We start from the raw sequence: 17,047 nt of genomic DNA, 5'->3' as shown, positions 1-17,047 counted from the left end.
ATAAATAACTATGTTTCAGTTTATGACTTCAACACGGATTGTTTTTGGTGAAGGTGCTCTGCATGATTCTTTATCGCTGCTTAATCAATTTGGTTACAGTGTGCTATTAGTGACAGGGCAAGATCAGCAACGATCATTACAATTGGAACACTATTTTAAACAACAGAATATGCGTTATCAGCGGTTAGTTATCAAAGGTGAGCCTTTAATCGCAATGATGGAAGAGTTAGCGGCAATGGGGCGGACTTTCTGTCCTGATATGGTGATTGGTATTGGAGGGGGGAGCGTACTTGATGTTGCTAAATCTCTCGCGGCTTTAATTCCTAACCAAGGCAGCGTTTATGATTATGTCGATGTTGTCGGGCGCAATGTTCCATTACAAGTTAAATCATTACCATTTATCGCTATTCCTACGACTGCTGGCACTGGCGCTGAAGTCAGTAAAAGTGCTGTCTTACAATCTGCACAAGAACAAGTAAAAGTTAATTTAAGTAATGTAGAGTTGTTTCCTGATTTAGCCATTATTGATCCAACTTTAACCTATGGTATGGATGCGGTGCTATCTGGATATTGTGGTTTGGATGCCTTTACCCATTTAATGGAAGCATACGTGTGTGGCGAACCGAATCCGTTGACCGACATGATTTGCGAGGAAGGATTAAAGCGTATTGCAATGTCAATATTGCCAGCGTGTAAAGATGATCATTATCCTTCACGAAGTAACATGGCTTTTGCTGCAATGCTTGGTGGTATGGCGCGGTCAAATGCTAAGTTAGGAGCAGCACATGGATTAGCATCTGCATTAAGTGGCCGGTTAAATGCTCCCCATGGTTTGATCACTGCACGTTTATCGCCTTATGTAATGACTGAAAATATCTCTGTTGCAATGGAACTTGGTCGTAGTGATGTTCTGGCTCGTTATCGTAAATTAGCGGTTATATTGACATTAAATAATGAGGCTAAGATTGAAGATAGTGTGCAATGGGTTGATAGCATGCTAACAAAACTACAGTTACCGTCGTTATCTGATTATGGGCTATGTAATACTATGTTTGAAGAGGTTGCAGAAGATGCATTACGTACCTGTGCTATTAAAGGTAACCCGTTACCATTAAATCAACAGCGATTAATTACAATTTTGAGGCAAGTTTGTCACAATGATTGTCATGCTTAAATGGCGTAACCACAGTTATAAGTGAAAATAGTCCTGATACAATGTATTTATGATTATATTGAATTTTGTTTGTTTTATATAAAAAAGTGACTTAGGTCGCTTTTTTTTAGCTCTAATTTTTAGAAAAATCGATTTTTTAGGGGTGTTTGTTGTGTTTTAATTTTAAATTATCAAATAAAGTTAATAACAAAAAGAGGGTGGTAATTTAACCACTTAAATAATATATAAAATTAAACGTTTAAAATCAATGTGTTGAGTGATTTTGGTTTCTGGTTTATAAATAAAAAGGCAACAAAATTGTGATTTTAATAGAGCAAATAAAATTAAGCGTTCAGTGTCATAATACAGAGTTGTTCTTTTAATGCCTTAATGGGATTTTTTAATTTAGATGCTGGTTTTAGTGATATAAGCATTGATCTGTTTCTCGGCTTACATTAAGATCCTCCGCGCATAAATATGCGCACATATTTTTAATTTTTATTATTTTTGTTGTAAATCCTGTAGGGGAAAAAAATGTCTACAAAACTTGCTAATCCAGCACCATTAGGTCTAATGGGCTTTGGTATGACGACCATTGTACTGAATATTCATAATGCTGGATTTTTTCCTCTAGACTCGATGATTCTAGCTATGGGTATTTTCTATGGCGGTTTAGGGCAAGTTCTTGTTGGTATGATGTGCTTTAAGCGTGGTGATACTTTTGGTACCACAGCATTTACTTCTTACGGCTTATTTTGGTTATCATTGGTTGGTTTACTAATCTTGCCAAAACTTGGCTTTGCGGCAAGCCCTGCACCGTTTATGGCATGGTACTTACTACTATGGGGTGTGTTTACAGCATTTATGTATGTTGGTTCTTTACGTTACCCACCAGCAAAGCAAGTTGTTTTCGGTTCTCTAACGATTCTATTCTTCTTGCTTGCGGCGCGTGATTTTACGGGTAACGAAACGATTGGCTTTATTGCAGGTATTGAAGGTATCTTCTGTGGTTTAAGTGCTATCTATTTTGCAATGGCACAAGTATTAAATGCAGAGTACGGTCGTGTGATTCTACCTGTAGGTGTTGCACCTAAAGATCGCGAATTACAACAAGCTAACGCTGTAGCGTAACGTGTTATAATTTGAAATTAGCCCTACTTTATTAAGTGGGGCTTTTTTATATCTGCTTTTTACGACATATAAAAAAACCTCGCATTGACGAGGTTTTTTAGTGAACGGCTATTGCTAATGACAAACTTCTGGTAGATATTCAGTGTGATCTTTACAGGTAAAACAACCATCAGTATCCATATCATTTTCTTTTCTTGAGCTAGTTCTAAATTGTGACGGTGTTACATTATATTTACGTTTAAACGCATCACAAAAATACGCGGCACTACCAAACCCAGACCGATTACCGATTTGTGATATAGAGTAATTGGAAAAGGTTAGAAAATTAAGTGCAAGCCCCATTCGAACATCCAGTAATAGCTGGCTAAATGAGACACCTTCTTTTGCTAAATGACGACGTAAAGTAGATTGCGTTGTAAAGAGGGCCTTTGCCATATCATCAACACTCCATTTGCGTTGAGGATCTTGAGTAATTAGCCGTGCAATTGTACGTTCTTTAGGTTCGTCATAATTAAAGCGATAAACATTAAAAACATCAATTCCAGTATTATTAAGTGCAATCAAAAGGAATACTAAGCATTGGCTCAGCAAAGTTTGCTCCATTGTTGATCCACTAATGCTAGGCAATAGTTGATTAAATAATGCGAAATTTTGCTCAACAATTTCTGATGAATCAATAAGATAAATAGGTGAGCAATTTGAAGTTGCTAAGGCTGGTTGCTTAAGAGCACTTATATATTTAAATGCTTCCGTAATGGATTCTTCATTGATCATTAAAATTTGTAGTTCAATGTTTTCTTGGTTATTTAATTGATTAATTGAACAAGAAATATGACTAAATTTAGGTATAACTAAAATGCTATTATTTTTTACATCTATAACATTACCATTAATGTGAATATTACCTTCTGCATTAGATAACTTCACAATTAAATGATGATCGACATAAAACTCTTTCAGAACGACATGGCTCTGCGAGAGGATACGCTTATATTTCATAGCAATATTGCTTCTCTATAAAGGGAATAAATCCTTCATTACATATCGTACATCAATGATGTAAGGGCGATATACGCATCCATGCTTACACTACATTAATGATAATGAGTATATTTAACTGAGTATAGGACTAAAAGAAAAGAAAGAATAGACACAATTGATGATATAAGAAGCAATGAGCAGTGCTAATGGTTATATTGATACGATGTGACTTAATATCTTAACGCAATGCTATTGCAAGGTGATTAATAATGAATCAAGTTGAATATGATTGTGGTTTTTATGTAGTAATTTGAGTGTAAAACAAAAAAACTATCCGAAGATAGTTTTTTTAGTTAATTGCGTTAAATGTTCATTTTATATTAGCAAATGACTTTAATCGCCAAGCCACCTTGTGATGTTTCACGATATTTAGCATTCATGTCTTTGCCTGTTTCAAGCATCGTTTCAATAACTTTATCAAGTGATACACGTGGTGCTGATGAACGACGAAGCGCCATACGGGTTGCATTGATTGCTTTTACTGCTGCAATACCGTTACGTTCAATACAAGGAACTTGTACTTGTCCTGCAACTGGATCACATGTTAAACCTAAGTTATGCTCCATTGCGATCTCTGCCGCCATACAAACTTGCTCAGGGCTTCCCCCCATCAATTCAGCTAGACCTGCTGCAGCCATTGAGCATGCAACGCCTACTTCACCTTGACAGCCTACTTCAGCGCCAGAAATAGAAGCATTACGCTTATATAGACCACCGATAGCACCAGATGCTGCGAAGTAACGAGTGTATTCTTTTGGTCCAACAGATTGTACAAATTTGTCGTAGTAAGCTAATACGGCAGGAATAATGCCACAAGCGCCATTAGTTGGTGCTGTCACTACTCGACCACCGGCTGCATTTTCTTCATTAACAGCGAACGCATACATGTTAACCCAGTCAACGACTGTCATTGGGTCATTGCTTAGCTTTTCTGTGGTAATCAGTTGTTGACGTAATGCTGCTGCACGACGAGGAACACGTAGTGGCCCAGGAAGAATGCCTTCTTCATTCATACCACGTTCCATACATTCACGCATGGTTTTCCAGATGTTCGCGAAGTATGTGCTAATTTCATCTTCTGCATTCATCGCGCGTTCGTTAGCCATTACTAGTGAACTAACAGAAAGGCCATGTTCACTACACTGCTCTAGCAATTCAGATGCATAAGAGAAAGGGTAGGGAACTTCAACAGTATTTGTTTGTTCTTTACCAAAGTTTTCTTCATCAACAATAAACCCACCACCGATTGAGTAGTACGTTTTAGAGAAAACAACGTCATCACCAATCCAAGCGTGGATTGACATACCGTTTTCATGAAGAGAAAGGTTAGTTGTATGGAAATTCATACCGCCATCGCGTGGAAAATCAACAGTGTGGCAATGCATACCAACTGGAAGACGTTCTGTTTCTTCTACGCGGGAGATAAAGCCAGGAATGCTATCAATATCAACATGTTCAGGTGAATTACCAGCAAGACCCATAATGATAGCGATATCAGTGTGATGACCTTTACCTGTAAGCGATAAAGAGCCGTAAACATCAACGGTAATTTTTGTCACGTCACGTAATTGGCCTAACGCACGTAAGTCGTCGATGAACTCTTTACCTGCTTTCATTGGGCCAACAGTGTGAGAACTGGAAGGGCCTACACCAATCTTGAATATATCGAAAATACTGATCATGTTATTACCTCAGTCATAGGGGAAGCGGTTCTTGCCTCCTGTAAAGACTGTTATTCGTTGATATCCTCGCTCCTTCCTTGGCGAGCGCACTTAAACTAAAAGAGTAAAATGCTTAAAGCATATTTACTCTTAAGTATCGTCTATTTTACGTTATTTGTGCTAGTAAACACCATGAGTACTAGCACATATTTTTGCTTTTATACGATTAATTATTCGTAATCAGTACATTTTTAATAGTTAAATTAAAATGCACCGTAAATAACAGAAGTGATTGCTGCGATACCACATAAAACTGTGAAGATACGAGCAAATAATGATGTTTTGTACTTAGCCATTGCTGGTACTGTTTGCATCGCAATAACTGGCAGTAGGAATAAGATACCGGCAATCATTGGTGCACCCATTGTTTCAATCATACCTAGAATACTTGGGTTAATGATAGCGACAATCCAGGTTGTAATTACAATGAAAGCTAATGAGATCTTTTCAATTTTAGCCACTGGCATGTTAGAGCGAGACTTAGTCAAGCCAACTAGACCTTCGTGTGCACCAAGGAAGTGACCGAAGTAGCTTGATGTGATCGCTGCAAATGCAACTAGTGGACCTAAGTAAGAGATTGCTGGTGAATCTTTTACGTTAGCTAAGTATGACAATACTGAAATATTTTGCTCTTTTGCCATGTTTAGTTGCTCAGGTGTCATTGAAAGCACAACTGAGAATACGAAGAACATAACAAAGCCCATTAGCATCATTGCCGCGCCGCCAGTGATCATGTCCGTTTTCTTAACGGCTTCATCACCGTAAGTACGACGTTGCTCTTTTGCAAACTGGCTGATAATTGGGCTGTGGTTAAATGAGAATACGATAATTGGAATTGCAAGCCAGATAATTGTTGGCATTGCTGACCAATCTGCTTCTGTTTGTACCATTGACATGTTCCAGTCAGGGATTAGGTATACAGAAAGAATCAACAGAATAACAACTAATGGGTAAACCATTGCTGATGTCGCTTTCAACATCAGTTCTTTACCAAAGACTACACCCGCAGTCATTAGTGAAATTAATACGCCAGATAGTAGCCAGCGAGGTGCTGATTCCATACCAAGTTGGTTAACCATGAATGAATCAACAGTGTTTGTAATACCAACGCCGTAAATTAATACGATAGGGTAGATAGCAAAGAAGTAAGCGAAGGTAATTAAGTTAGCACCTGTTTTACCATAATGCTCTTCTACAGTATCAGTGATATCTGCATTAGGATTTTTAGACGATAGTACAAAACGAGCTAGACCTTTATGTGCAAACCATGTCATTGGTGCTGCAATAAGAGCCAAAATAACTAATGGCCAGAAACCGCCCGCACCCGCTTTAATGGGTAAGAATAGAACACCGGCACCTACTGCAGTACCAAACAGAGAAAGAGCCCAAGTGAAATCTTTGTAGGTCCATCTGGTTTTTGTCGTACTTGTTGCTGACGCTGTCGATGTGTTTTGCATACTGTAATATCCAATAAAAGGGAACGGAACGGAATATAGGAACGAGCGCATTGTCGCTATTTACGAGGGGAAAACAAGGATAAAGATCTCGTTCTGTAATACGAACTTTTTGTGATACAAATAAATCAGACCCACATCACACAAATAGGCTTGTAAGATTAAAATAAAACGTCTATTTGGTTATTTTTTATCTTCCCAAATTTGGTTGGATAACAGTTTAATCATCTGTGCTGTTGCGCCCCAGATGGAATAATTGTGGTAAGGAATGGCATAAACACGGTGGGATTCACCTCGAAGGCGAAACTGGTGTGAGCGGATATTATTGGGATTAAGCAGGTAATTGAGTGGCACTTCAAAGATGGCATCGACCTCACCGGGATCGGGTTTAGGTTTATAATCATTGCTGATCGTTGAAATAAAGGGGGTCACTATATAGCCACTGGTCGTCGCTAAGGGTGTTAATTGACCGATAACGTTATTACGTTGGCAAACAATGCCTGTTTCTTCAAATGTTTCACGTAATGCGGTGGTGATAAGATCGCTATCTTGGGTTTCAAAACGCCCACCCGGGAAGGCTATTTGTCCCGGGTGGTGCTTTAAATGTTCAGCTCGACGGGTTAATACCACATTAAAGCCATGATCTCTAGGGACTAATGGGATCAAAACGGCAGCAGGTTTGAAATAGGTATCATCATTAAAATGACGATCAATTCTACGCTTATGGCTCGCGTCATACTGTTGACTTGGTGCCATAAGAAACCGTGTTAAAATCTGCTGCTGTTCACCCATTAAAGCCTCCATTACACTTTTTTTATTATATTTAGCGCTATTATAAGGTTGGCAGAATTTTACTTAATTTGTCGAGAGTTTCTTGGTATTCACTCTCGGCATCACTGTCAGCAACGATACCGCCGCCGGCCCATGCGTATAAATTATGTTGATAAGCCACAAGCGTTCTTATCGCAATATTGGTGTCCATGGTGCCACAACGACTGATATAGCCAATACTGCCACAATAAATGCTGCGTCGATGTGGTTCCAATTCTTCAATGATCTCCATTGCTCTTATTTTTGGTGCTCCTGTTATCGATCCTCCAGGAAAACAAGCTCGTAATAAATCTGTAGCTGAGTAGTGACTGGCCAATTTACCCGTTACGGTACTCACTAAATGGTGTACTGCTGGAAAGCTTTCAATGGCAAATAAAGCAGGTACACGAACACTACCAGGTGTTGCAACACGACCAATATCATTACGTAATAAATCTACGATCATTACGTTTTCAGCCCGATCTTTAGGTGCCAACTGAAGTGCTTGTGCGTTGGCATTATCTTCTATGATGTTTTTACTTCTCGGGCGTGTGCCTTTAATCGGTTTTGTTTCAATATTTTCTTGTTTTAACTGTAAAAAACGCTCCGGTGATACAGAGAGAATCGCACTATTATTGGTACGAATAAAACTAGAAAAAGGTGCACCATTTGCGGTGTCTAAGCGACAATAAGCTTGCCACTCATCCCCTAGGTAACTGGCTTTAAATCGCTGAGCAAGGTTAATTTGGTAGCAATCACCGGATAATAAATAAGATTGTATGGTGTTAAATTTGTTGCAGTAATCCTCTTTAGTCATATTAGATGACCAAGAAGATGTTAATTGGAATGTCTTATTCTGGTTATTAGATTGTAGTGTTATTGCTTGTTCTCGTTGTTGGTTTAACCAGACCAAGCGGTGGCTATTTTTAGGCTCAATAAGCCATGTCTGCTGTAATTTATGATCAACAATGAGAGCCCAGTCATAAATACCAACGGCCATTTCTGGTAAGTGAATATCATGGTTTGCAGTCGTCGCCATTTTTTCTACACGGCGGCCTAAATCATAACTGAAATACCCTAATGCACCACCTAGAAATGGTAAGTCTAATTCTGTGCTAAGTGGTGGTAATAACTCATGTTGTAGCGCATTGATGACCGCAAAAGGATCGTCAGTTGTGCTACGTTGGTCACCATTTGAAAACTTAATATAAGTTGTATCAGATTGTGATTCAATTGTGGCTAAAGGATCAGCAACTAAAATATCATAGCGATTATCTGGGTGCGCTTCTGCTGCCGAACGTAATATCATTGCCCAAGGTAATCCCGATAATGGTGTAAACCATGACAGTGCGGCATCTTTTGAGTAGGGCAATGAGATAATGCTTAATTCTGGGTGTGATTTACAAATCATTTTCTTTTTTGTGACAAGGGGTTTGATTGGCGCATAGCGCAATGTTATGGGCAAGAGTATCATATTCAGCGAAAGACGCCCAAGATTGAGCAACGCTATTTTGTTGTTTAATACCTACAATTTGGAAGATTTTATAGGGCGCCATGGAATGATAATACTTAACGAGGGTAATTATGACCATCATCCGTAAAGAAGATGTAATCAGTAGCGTGGCCGATGCTTTACAATATATTTCTTACTACCATCCTTTAGATTTTATTAAAGCATTAGAAAAAGCGTACAACAAAGAACAAAGCCAAGCAGCAAAAGACGCTATTGCCCAGATTTTAATTAACTCCCGCATGTCTGCAGAAGGCCGTCGACCTATTTGCCAAGATACGGGCATTGTTACCTGTTTTGTAAAAATCGGCATGAATGTGCAGTGGGACAGTGATTTAACTGTGCAGCAAATGGTGGATGAAGGGGTGCGACAAGCTTACACCAATTCAGACAATCCATTACGCGCTTCTGTTGTTGCTGATCCTGCGGGTGCACGTAAGAACACTCAAGATAATGCACCTGCTGTGGTACATATTGAGATGGTGGCTGGTAATAAGGTCGAGATTCAAATCGCGGCTAAAGGTGGTGGTTCAGAAAATAAAACTAAAATGGTGATGCTGAACCCTTCTGATGATGTTGCTGAGTGGGTTGAAAAAACAGTACCACTAATGGGGGCGGGTTGGTGTCCTCCAGGTATGTTAGGTATTGGTATTGGCGGTACCGCAGAAAAAGCGGCCGTGCTTGCTAAAGAATCGTTGATGGAAGCGGTTGATATTCATGAGCTACAACAACGTGGCGCAAAAACAACAGAAGAAGCATTACGGTTAGATATCTATGATCGTGTCAATCGTTTGGGTATTGGTGCACAGGGCTTGGGCGGTTTAACCACTGTACTTGATGTTAAGATCAAAAGTGCGCCAACGCATGCAGCCTCTAAGCCTGTATGTATGATTCCTAATTGTGCCGCAACTCGTCACGTGCATTTTACGCTTGATGGTTCTGGCCCTGCGGAGTTAACACCACCTAAACTCAGTGATTGGCCACAAGTAACATGGGACGTTGGTGACAATGTTCGTCGTGTTAACCTTGATAATGTGACCAAAGCTGATGTACAAGAATGGCGTTCAGGTGAAACGGTACTGTTATCAGGTAAGATTCTTACGGGTCGTGATGCTGCCCATAAGCGTATTCAAGAAATGCTCGCTAATGGTGAAGGCTTACCTGAAGGGGTCGATTTTACTAATCGTTTTATTTACTATGTTGGCCCTGTTGACGCCGTTGGTGATGAAGTTGTTGGACCTGCTGGACCGACAACCTCGACCCGTATGGATAAATTTACTGAAATGATGCTGGGCGAAACAGGCCTTACGGGCATGATAGGTAAAGCTGAACGTGGACCTGCAACGATTGAATCGATTAAACACCATAAAGCGGTTTATTTGATGGCAGTAGGTGGCGCAGCATACCTTGTTGCCAAAGCCATCAAAAAAGCGCGAGTGGTCGCTTTTGCTGATTTAGGCATGGAAGCGATTTATGAATTTGAAGTAGAAGATATGCCAGTAACCGTTGCTGTTGATGCTGAAGGTGTTAATGCTCATCAAACAGGTCCTGATACATGGCGTGTGAACATCGCTGAAATGGCAAAATAAGCCATTTAGAAATAATTTAAAAAAAGGAGCCTTGGGCTCCTTTTTTTTGTCATTGTTATATCAGCATAGATTGTGATATTGACGCTATTCTAATAAATGAAAAGAGATTTTTTGGTTATCCACTTCTATTATTCATAGATATCTTTTATTCATACAATATTTTAACAATAACAAATATTCAGTATGGGACATCATGGAGAGTAGTATGAGATATCACTTTTTTGCGGCATTGTTTATATGTTTAGCATTAAGTGGGTGTAAGGATGATCAAGCAGTAATTGTTGAACCTGAATCTCGCCCCGTAAAATTACAATCAGTTTCCGTTGGAGATAATGAATCACAACGTGCGTTTCCAGCGATTGTTGAAGCTGGAGATAAAGCGGTCTTAGCCTTTCGAGTATCAGGCCAACTTGCGAGTGTTGACGTACATCCTGGTCAGTTTGTGACGAAAGGGCAGACACTTGCCTCATTAAACACCGATGAATTGTCACTGTTGGTAAAACAAGCACAAGCGAAATATGATTTAGCAAATGTACAATTTAAGCGTGATAAAAAACTGCGTGAAAAAAAAGTAGTATCCGAACTTGATTATGATACTTCGAAAGCAAATCTAAAGCAGGCCAAAGCGGCGTTAGATAAAGAAAAGTCAAATTTAAGCTATGCTGAGCTAATTGCACCTTATAATGGGCATCTTTCTTTGTCCATGGTTGAAAACTATGAATATGTTGTTGCTAAACAGCCGGTTATGCATATTCAAAGTGCCAAATTAATCAATATGACATTTCAGCTTCCTGATTACCTTTTAGCACGGTTTCAAGGTAATGCTGAAAATATTGATCCTACCGTTGCGTTCGATACTTTAGCCAATCAAACCTTTCCGGCCCAATTTAAAGAAATTGATACAGAGCCTGACAGTAAAACATCCAGTTATAAAGTAACACTTTCACTGGCTCGACCTGAAGGCAGTAATATTATGCCGGGAATGTCTGGTAGTGTAACAATTGTATTACCACAAGGAAATGCGGGTGCAATACCGGTGCGAGCAATCATAGTTGAAGGTAATAAAAACTATGTGTGGCGTGTTGATGATAAGCAGCAAGTTGTCAGAACAGAAGTGACATTAGACAGTAATAACCGTGTTATTGCAGGATTGAATGATGGTGATGTTATAGCGACATCGGGTGTCTCTGAATTGCAATCAGGTCAAAAGGTCCGCTCATGGATCAAGGAGCGAGGACTATGATCAAATGTTGCCGTTTATCTGTACTATCAATCAGTATTACGTTGCTCGTTGTCGGGTGTGATAAACCGACTGTTGAGCCACGTGAAGAACTGCCTTTAGTGAAAGTACAACAGGTAAAATTAAGTAAGCAAGTACCGAAATTAACCTTCCCTGCAGTAGCATCTGCCGCCGATAAATCTATTTTATCATTTCGTATTGCGGGAGAAGTGACACAGATATTAGTACGCTCAGGTGACAGGGTGAAAAAAGGCCAAGTATTAGCACGATTAGATCCCAGTGATTTTAAATTAGAAGTTGATGATGCTCAGGCAAAATACAACGTTAATAATAGCCAATACCGTCGTTCAGCAACATTATTAAAAAATGGTTATTTACCTCAATCTCAATTTGATGAGTTAAAAGCCAAACGAAGTATTGCAAAAGCCAATCTTGATTTAGCCCAATTAAAATTAAGTTTTACCGTGCTTAAAGCGCCTTTTAGTGGCGTCATTTCAATTGTTCCGGTTGAGCAATTTGAGAATGTCAAAGTCGGTCAGCAAATTATGAATATTCATAGTACTGATTCTGTTGATATTGAGATTCAGGCCCCTGATATGATTTATTCCAAGCAAAGTATATTAGATGTTGATAAAGGGCAACGTGCGACGGCAAAGGCGATTTTACCTAATGGTGAAAAATACGCGGTGATATTAAAAGAGTTTACGACTGAACCTGATCCAGAGTCAGGCTCTTTTTTGGTTACCTTAACTATGCCAATGCCTAAAAATCAGTTCATTTTAGATGGTATGTCGGTTGAAGTTGAAGCTGATGCTCAAAAGTTACAAGTGTATACAGTGGGGCAACAAATTGTGCCATTAGAGGCATTATTTAATTTGGATGGGGATGACATTACACCATCTAATAAATATGTATGGGTACTTGCGGCCGATAATACAGTGTCAAAGCGTCAAGTTGTCACAGATAAAGTTGTTCCAGAAGGGGTGCGATTAAAATCGGGTGTAAAGGAAGGAGAAAAGGTCGTAGTTACAGGCGTTAACCGCTTAAGGGATGGACAAAAAGTGGTGGTATTTACTCAGGAGGAGGCACTGTAATGAAACAAGATATCGCGACTTATTTTATTAAAAACAAAGTGATTAGTTGGATGTTAACACTGATCTTTCTCGTGGGTGGAACGGTATCTTTCTTTGGTCTTGGTCAGTTAGAAGATCCCGCTTTTACGATTAAAGATGCGATGGTTGTGACCGCTTATCCAGGGGCGACACCTCAACAAGTAGAAGAAGAAGTGACTTATCCAATAGAGAAAGCAATTCAACAACTGACGTATGTTGATGAAGTTAATTCACTGTCTAGTCGAGGCCTTTCGCAGATCACAGTTACCATGAAAAACAATTATGGGCCTGATGATTTACCACAAATTTGGGATGAATTACGGCGTAAAGTGAATGATATTTCATCGAATTTGCCTCCAGGTGTTGCAAAGCCAAAAGTGATTGATGATTTTGGTGATGTATTTGGAATTTTATTGGCGATCACTGGTGAAGGTTATAGCTACAAAGAGCTAAGTGATTATGTTGATTATTTACGTCGTGAAATTGAACTGGTCGATGGTGTCGGTAAAGTTTCTGTAACGGGTAATCAGCAAGAACAAGTATTTATTGAAATATCGATGCAACGTTTAAGCAGTTTAGGTATTTCGCTTGATACTATTTATAACATTTTAGCGACTCAAAATTTAGTTACGAGTGCGGGTGCGGTGCGTATTGGTGATGAATATGTTCGTGTTCACCCAACTGGTGAGTTTAAGAATGTTGATGAATTAGGTGATTTGATTATTACCGATAAAGGGGCTGACGGGCTAATTTATTTGCGAGATGTGGCCGATATTAAAAAAGGTTTTAAAGAGATCCCTGATAACTTAGTCAGCTTTAATGGTCATCAAGCCCTTAATATGGGGGTGTCATTTGTCGAAGGGGTTAACGTTGTTGAAGTAGGTCAACGTGTAATGCAGCGATTAGCTGAACTCAAAGAACAACAACCTGTTGGTATTGATATTGATGAAGTGTATAGCCAGCCGACAGAAGTTGATAAATCAGTCAGTGGTTTCGTGGTTAGCTTAGGTCAAGCGGTTGCGATTGTTATTATTGTACTGTTGTTTTTTATGGGGTTGCGCTCAGGATTGTTAATTGGCCTTATTTTGCTATTAACTGTACTTGGTACCTTTGTGTTTATGAAGTGGATGGCAATAGATCTCCAACGTATATCATTAGGCGCATTGGTTATCGCGCTGGGTATGCTGGTGGATAATGCTATTGTGGTAGTTGAAGGTATTCTGATCGGAATGCAAAAGGGGCGTACGCGAATGCAAGCAGCCTCAGATATTGTCACGCAAACTAAGTGGCCGTTACTGGGCGCAACTGTGATTGCGGTAATGGCTTTTGCACCTATTGGTTTATCGCAAGATTCAACGGGTGAATATTGTCGAACTTTATTTACAGTGCTACTGATTTCATTGATGTTGAGTTGGTTTACCGCTATTTCATTAACACCTTTCTTTGCTGATATTTTCTTTAAAAATGTCAAAGTTGAACAAGGAGCAGATCAAAAAGATCCCTATAGCGGTGTTTTCTTTGTGGTATATCGTAAGTCACTAGAGTTTTGTATGCGTCGTGCATGGCTAACGGTACTGACATTGGTACTGATGCTTGGTGGTAGCTTATACGGCTTTACGTTATTGAAACAATCATTCTTCCCTGCTTCAACAACGCCAATGTTTATGGTTGATGTCTGGTTACCTGAAGGAACGGATATTCGCGCCACTAATGACACCTTAAAATCGTTAGAAAAAGTGGTTAATACAGAACAAGGCGTTCAGCATGTTAGTTCTAGTGCGGGTAAAGGCTCACAGCGTTTCATGTTGACTTACGCGCCTGAAAAGAGCTATGCCTCATACGGTGAATTAATCGTTCGAGTTGATAGTTTTGACGATGTAATTCCTGTCATGCGTAAATTTAGCCAAACGATGAATAAGGATTATCCAGAGGTTGAGTATAAATTGAAACAGGTGATGCTTGGCCCATCATCAGGTTCTAAAATTGAAGCCCGTATTGTGGGCTCTGATCCCACAATTCTGCGTGGTATTGCCTCGCAAGTTGTTGATGTAATGAATGCCGATCCTGGCGCTTTTAACATTCGTCATGACTGGCGAGAGCGCACGAAAGTCATTGAACCTGTATTTAATGAAAGCCAAGCAAGACGTTACGGTATTACTAAAAAAGATGTTGATGAATTACTACAGATGGCATTTTCAGGAATTAACATTGGTTTATACCGTGAAGGGACAAACTTGATGCCAATCGTGGCACGGTTACCTGAAGAAGAGCGGGTTGATATTAGTACAATTGAAGGTATGAAGATTTGGAGCCCTGCGATTCAAGGTTATATTCCACTACAGCAAGTAGTATTGGATGTTAATGTGCGCTGGGAAGATCCATTAGTGGTGCGTAAAAACAGAAAACGTATGTTAACCATTATGGCAGACCCTGATCCTTTAGGTGATGAAACCGCAGCGTCGGTTCAAGCGCGTATTTTACCCGCTATTGAAGCCATTGATTTACCCGCAGGTTATAGCTTGGAGTGGGGCGGTGAGTATGAATCATCTGCAGATGCGAAAGCGTCACTATTCCAAACTATGCCAATGGGTTACTTAGCCATGTTTTTAATTACAATATTCTTATTTAATAAAGTTAAAGAAGCTCTCATTGTATGGGCAACAGTGCCACTGGCGATTATTGGGGTAACGGTAGGATTACTGCTTCTGAATACGCCTTTTGGTTTTATGGCATTACTTGGCTTTTTGAGCCTTTCTGGCATGTTGGTGAAAAACGGCATCGTATTGTTAGATCAAATTGAAATAGAGATCGCCAGTGGCAAAGAGAAATATCTTGCGGTGGTTGATGCGGCGGTCAGTCGTGTGCGCCCTGTGTGTATGGCGGCGATAACCACTGTTTTAGGTATGTTACCCTTACTACCTGATGTTTTCTTTAAGCCGATGGCGGTGACGATTATGTTTGGGTTGAGCTTTGCCACAGTGCTGACACTGATTGTAGTACCTGTGTTATATCGTTTATTTCATAAATTGAAAATACCAGTAGATCAAACGACACCACAGCCGGTAGTGTAAAATAAAGGCAGCTTAAAATAATAATGATGTAGACTAAAAAGGCTTCCTGTAATAGGAAGCCTTTTTTGTCATCATAAAAGCGGTTAAATTAAGCGAGTACTTTCCAAGTCATCATTTCACCGGCTTTAATTGGCACCACGGTATCATGACCAAATTGCATTTCTTCAGCAACTTGCCATGCTTCTTTGGTTAATGTAATGGTGTCGGTGTTACGGGGCAGGCCATAAAAATCAGCACCATTGAAACTGGCAAAGGCTTCTAATTTATCCAGTGCGCCTGCTTGTTCAAATACTTCAGCATATAATTCAATTGCAGCATGGGCGGTGTAAGAGCCTGCACAACCACAAGCCGCTTCTTTGCGTCCTTTGATATGTGGTGCGCTGTCTGTGCCCAAGAAGAACTTCGCATTGCCGCTGGTTGCTGCAGCAACTAACGCTTGTTGATGAGTATTACGCTTTAAAATCGGTAAGCAATAGAAGTGCGGACGAATACCGCCGACTAACATATGATTACGGTTAAACATTAAATGGTGCGCAGTAATGGTCGCTCCAACATTTGGACCTGCATTGGTTACAAACTCAACCGCATCAGCCGTTGTGATATGTTCAAGTACGATTTTTAGTGCGGTAAATTCATTAACGATAGGCGCTAATACGGTGTCTAAAAACGCTTTTTCACGATCAAAAATATCAACATCATGATGGGTGACTTCACCATGAATCAGTAGCGGCATGCCGACTTGTTGCATGGCTTCTAATGCTGGGCGAATATGATTGATTGAAGTAACGCCTGAATCTGAATTGGTGGTGGCACCCGCAGGGTAAAGTTTAGCGGCGTAAACATGACCAGAAGCATGTGCACGCTGAATTTCTTCAGCTGATGTTTTATCGGTGAGATAAATAACCATTAGCGGTGAGAAGTTATCTTGATGATTTACTTGAAGAATGCGGTCACGGTAGGCTAAAGCAGATGTGGTATCTGTAACAGGGGGAATAAGGTTTGGCATGATAATCGCGCGTCCCATATAACGGCTAATATCACGAACTGTATCAGCGAGTACGTCGCCATCACGTAAATGTGTATGCCAGTCGTCCGGACGTGTAATTGTTAACATCGTCATTTTTTCTTCCCTCCCAAAAAATTTGTCCGATTCTAAAAGTATCACACGCTGAAGTAAAGTTGATAAATCAAACAATGTGGTTAATTGCTGCTTTA

The 17,047-nt window shown here is 39.8% G+C and carries 13 protein-coding genes; 6 read left to right on the top strand and 7 right to left on the bottom strand.

Going from position 1 to position 17,047, the window contains the following annotated elements; all coding sequences use genetic code 11:
* The first annotated feature begins 10 nt into the window (after positions 1 to 10).
* Both ACJZU6_RS10775 and ACJZU6_RS10770 read left to right on the top strand, forming a co-directional pair.
* Positions 11 to 1,174, top strand: coding sequence for an iron-containing alcohol dehydrogenase (locus ACJZU6_RS10775; RefSeq protein WP_080156698.1), 1,164 nt, complete (start codon positions 11 to 13; stop codon positions 1,172 to 1,174).
* 513 nt (positions 1,175 to 1,687) lie between these two features.
* Positions 1,688 to 2,284 (top strand): acetate uptake transporter, encoded by a 597-nt coding sequence (locus ACJZU6_RS10770; RefSeq protein WP_045035596.1) that lies wholly within the window; start codon positions 1,688 to 1,690, stop codon positions 2,282 to 2,284.
* Between the two features lie 114 nt (positions 2,285 to 2,398).
* Here the strand turns inward: ACJZU6_RS10770 and ACJZU6_RS10765 are convergent, their stop codons facing one another.
* The 6 genes from ACJZU6_RS10765 to ACJZU6_RS10740 all read right to left on the bottom strand — a co-directional run bounded on the left by ACJZU6_RS10765 (position 2,399) and on the right by ACJZU6_RS10740 (position 8,866).
* Positions 2,399 to 3,283, bottom strand: a complete 885-nt coding sequence (locus tag ACJZU6_RS10765) for an AraC family transcriptional regulator (protein WP_080156697.1) — start codon at positions 3,281 to 3,283, stop codon at positions 2,399 to 2,401.
* Between the two features lie 362 nt (positions 3,284 to 3,645).
* Entirely contained in the window at positions 3,646 to 5,007 is a 1,362-nt protein-coding gene (locus ACJZU6_RS10760) for an L-serine ammonia-lyase (RefSeq protein WP_080156696.1), read from the bottom strand.
* A 242-nt stretch (positions 5,008 to 5,249) separates the two neighbouring features.
* The gene (locus tag ACJZU6_RS10755) at positions 5,250 to 6,503 is read right to left on the bottom strand and encodes an aromatic amino acid transport family protein (RefSeq protein ID WP_107275417.1); all 1,254 of its coding nucleotides are present in this window, start codon (positions 6,501 to 6,503) and stop codon (positions 5,250 to 5,252) included.
* Positions 6,504 to 6,683: 180 nt separating this feature from the next.
* A complete protein-coding gene (locus ACJZU6_RS10750; protein WP_080156694.1) occupies positions 6,684 to 7,292 on the bottom strand; it encodes a CoA pyrophosphatase in 609 nt (202 codons plus the stop codon).
* 40 nt (positions 7,293 to 7,332) lie between these two features.
* The gene (gene pabB / locus ACJZU6_RS10745; protein ID WP_080156693.1) at positions 7,333 to 8,721 is read right to left on the bottom strand and encodes an aminodeoxychorismate synthase component 1; all 1,389 of its coding nucleotides are present in this window, start codon (positions 8,719 to 8,721) and stop codon (positions 7,333 to 7,335) included.
* Entirely contained in the window at positions 8,711 to 8,866 is a 156-nt protein-coding gene (locus ACJZU6_RS10740) for a hypothetical protein (protein ID WP_158258902.1), read from the bottom strand. The genes pabB and ACJZU6_RS10740 overlap by 11 nt, the downstream gene beginning before the upstream one ends.
* Positions 8,867 to 8,894: 28 nt before the next feature.
* Here ACJZU6_RS10740 and ACJZU6_RS10735 point away from each other — a divergent pair, with 28 nt between their 5' ends.
* The 4 genes from ACJZU6_RS10735 (at position 8,895) to ACJZU6_RS10720 (ending at position 15,832) form a co-directional block, all read left to right on the top strand.
* On the top strand, positions 8,895 to 10,409 hold the full coding sequence (locus ACJZU6_RS10735) for a fumarate hydratase (RefSeq protein ID WP_107275418.1): 1,515 nt from the start codon (positions 8,895 to 8,897) through the stop codon (positions 10,407 to 10,409).
* A gap of 205 nt (positions 10,410 to 10,614) precedes the next feature.
* Positions 10,615 to 11,652, top strand: coding sequence for an efflux RND transporter periplasmic adaptor subunit (locus ACJZU6_RS10730; RefSeq protein WP_080156691.1), 1,038 nt, complete (start codon positions 10,615 to 10,617; stop codon positions 11,650 to 11,652).
* Entirely contained in the window at positions 11,649 to 12,743 is a 1,095-nt protein-coding gene (locus ACJZU6_RS10725) for an efflux RND transporter periplasmic adaptor subunit (RefSeq protein WP_408900251.1), read from the top strand. The genes ACJZU6_RS10730 and ACJZU6_RS10725 overlap by 4 nt, the downstream gene beginning before the upstream one ends.
* Positions 12,743 to 15,832 (top strand): efflux RND transporter permease subunit, encoded by a 3,090-nt coding sequence (locus tag ACJZU6_RS10720; protein ID WP_408900250.1) that lies wholly within the window; start codon positions 12,743 to 12,745, stop codon positions 15,830 to 15,832. The genes ACJZU6_RS10725 and ACJZU6_RS10720 overlap by 1 nt, the downstream gene beginning before the upstream one ends.
* Before the next feature lie 88 nt (positions 15,833 to 15,920).
* On the opposite strand, the gene pyrC is transcribed toward ACJZU6_RS10720, so the two are convergent.
* Complete coding sequence (gene pyrC / locus ACJZU6_RS10715) at positions 15,921 to 16,952, bottom strand: dihydroorotase (RefSeq protein WP_408900249.1); 1,032 nt, start codon at positions 16,950 to 16,952, stop codon at positions 15,921 to 15,923.
* Positions 16,953 to 17,047: the final 95 nt, after the last annotated feature.

Origin of the sequence: Photobacterium piscicola (genome assembly GCF_046058925.1) — a bacterium.
Classification (GTDB): Bacteria; Pseudomonadota; Gammaproteobacteria; order Enterobacterales; family Vibrionaceae; genus Photobacterium; species Photobacterium piscicola.
The sequence above is the reverse complement of the archived record's forward strand: the minus strand, read 5'-3'. Positions and strand labels throughout refer to the sequence as shown.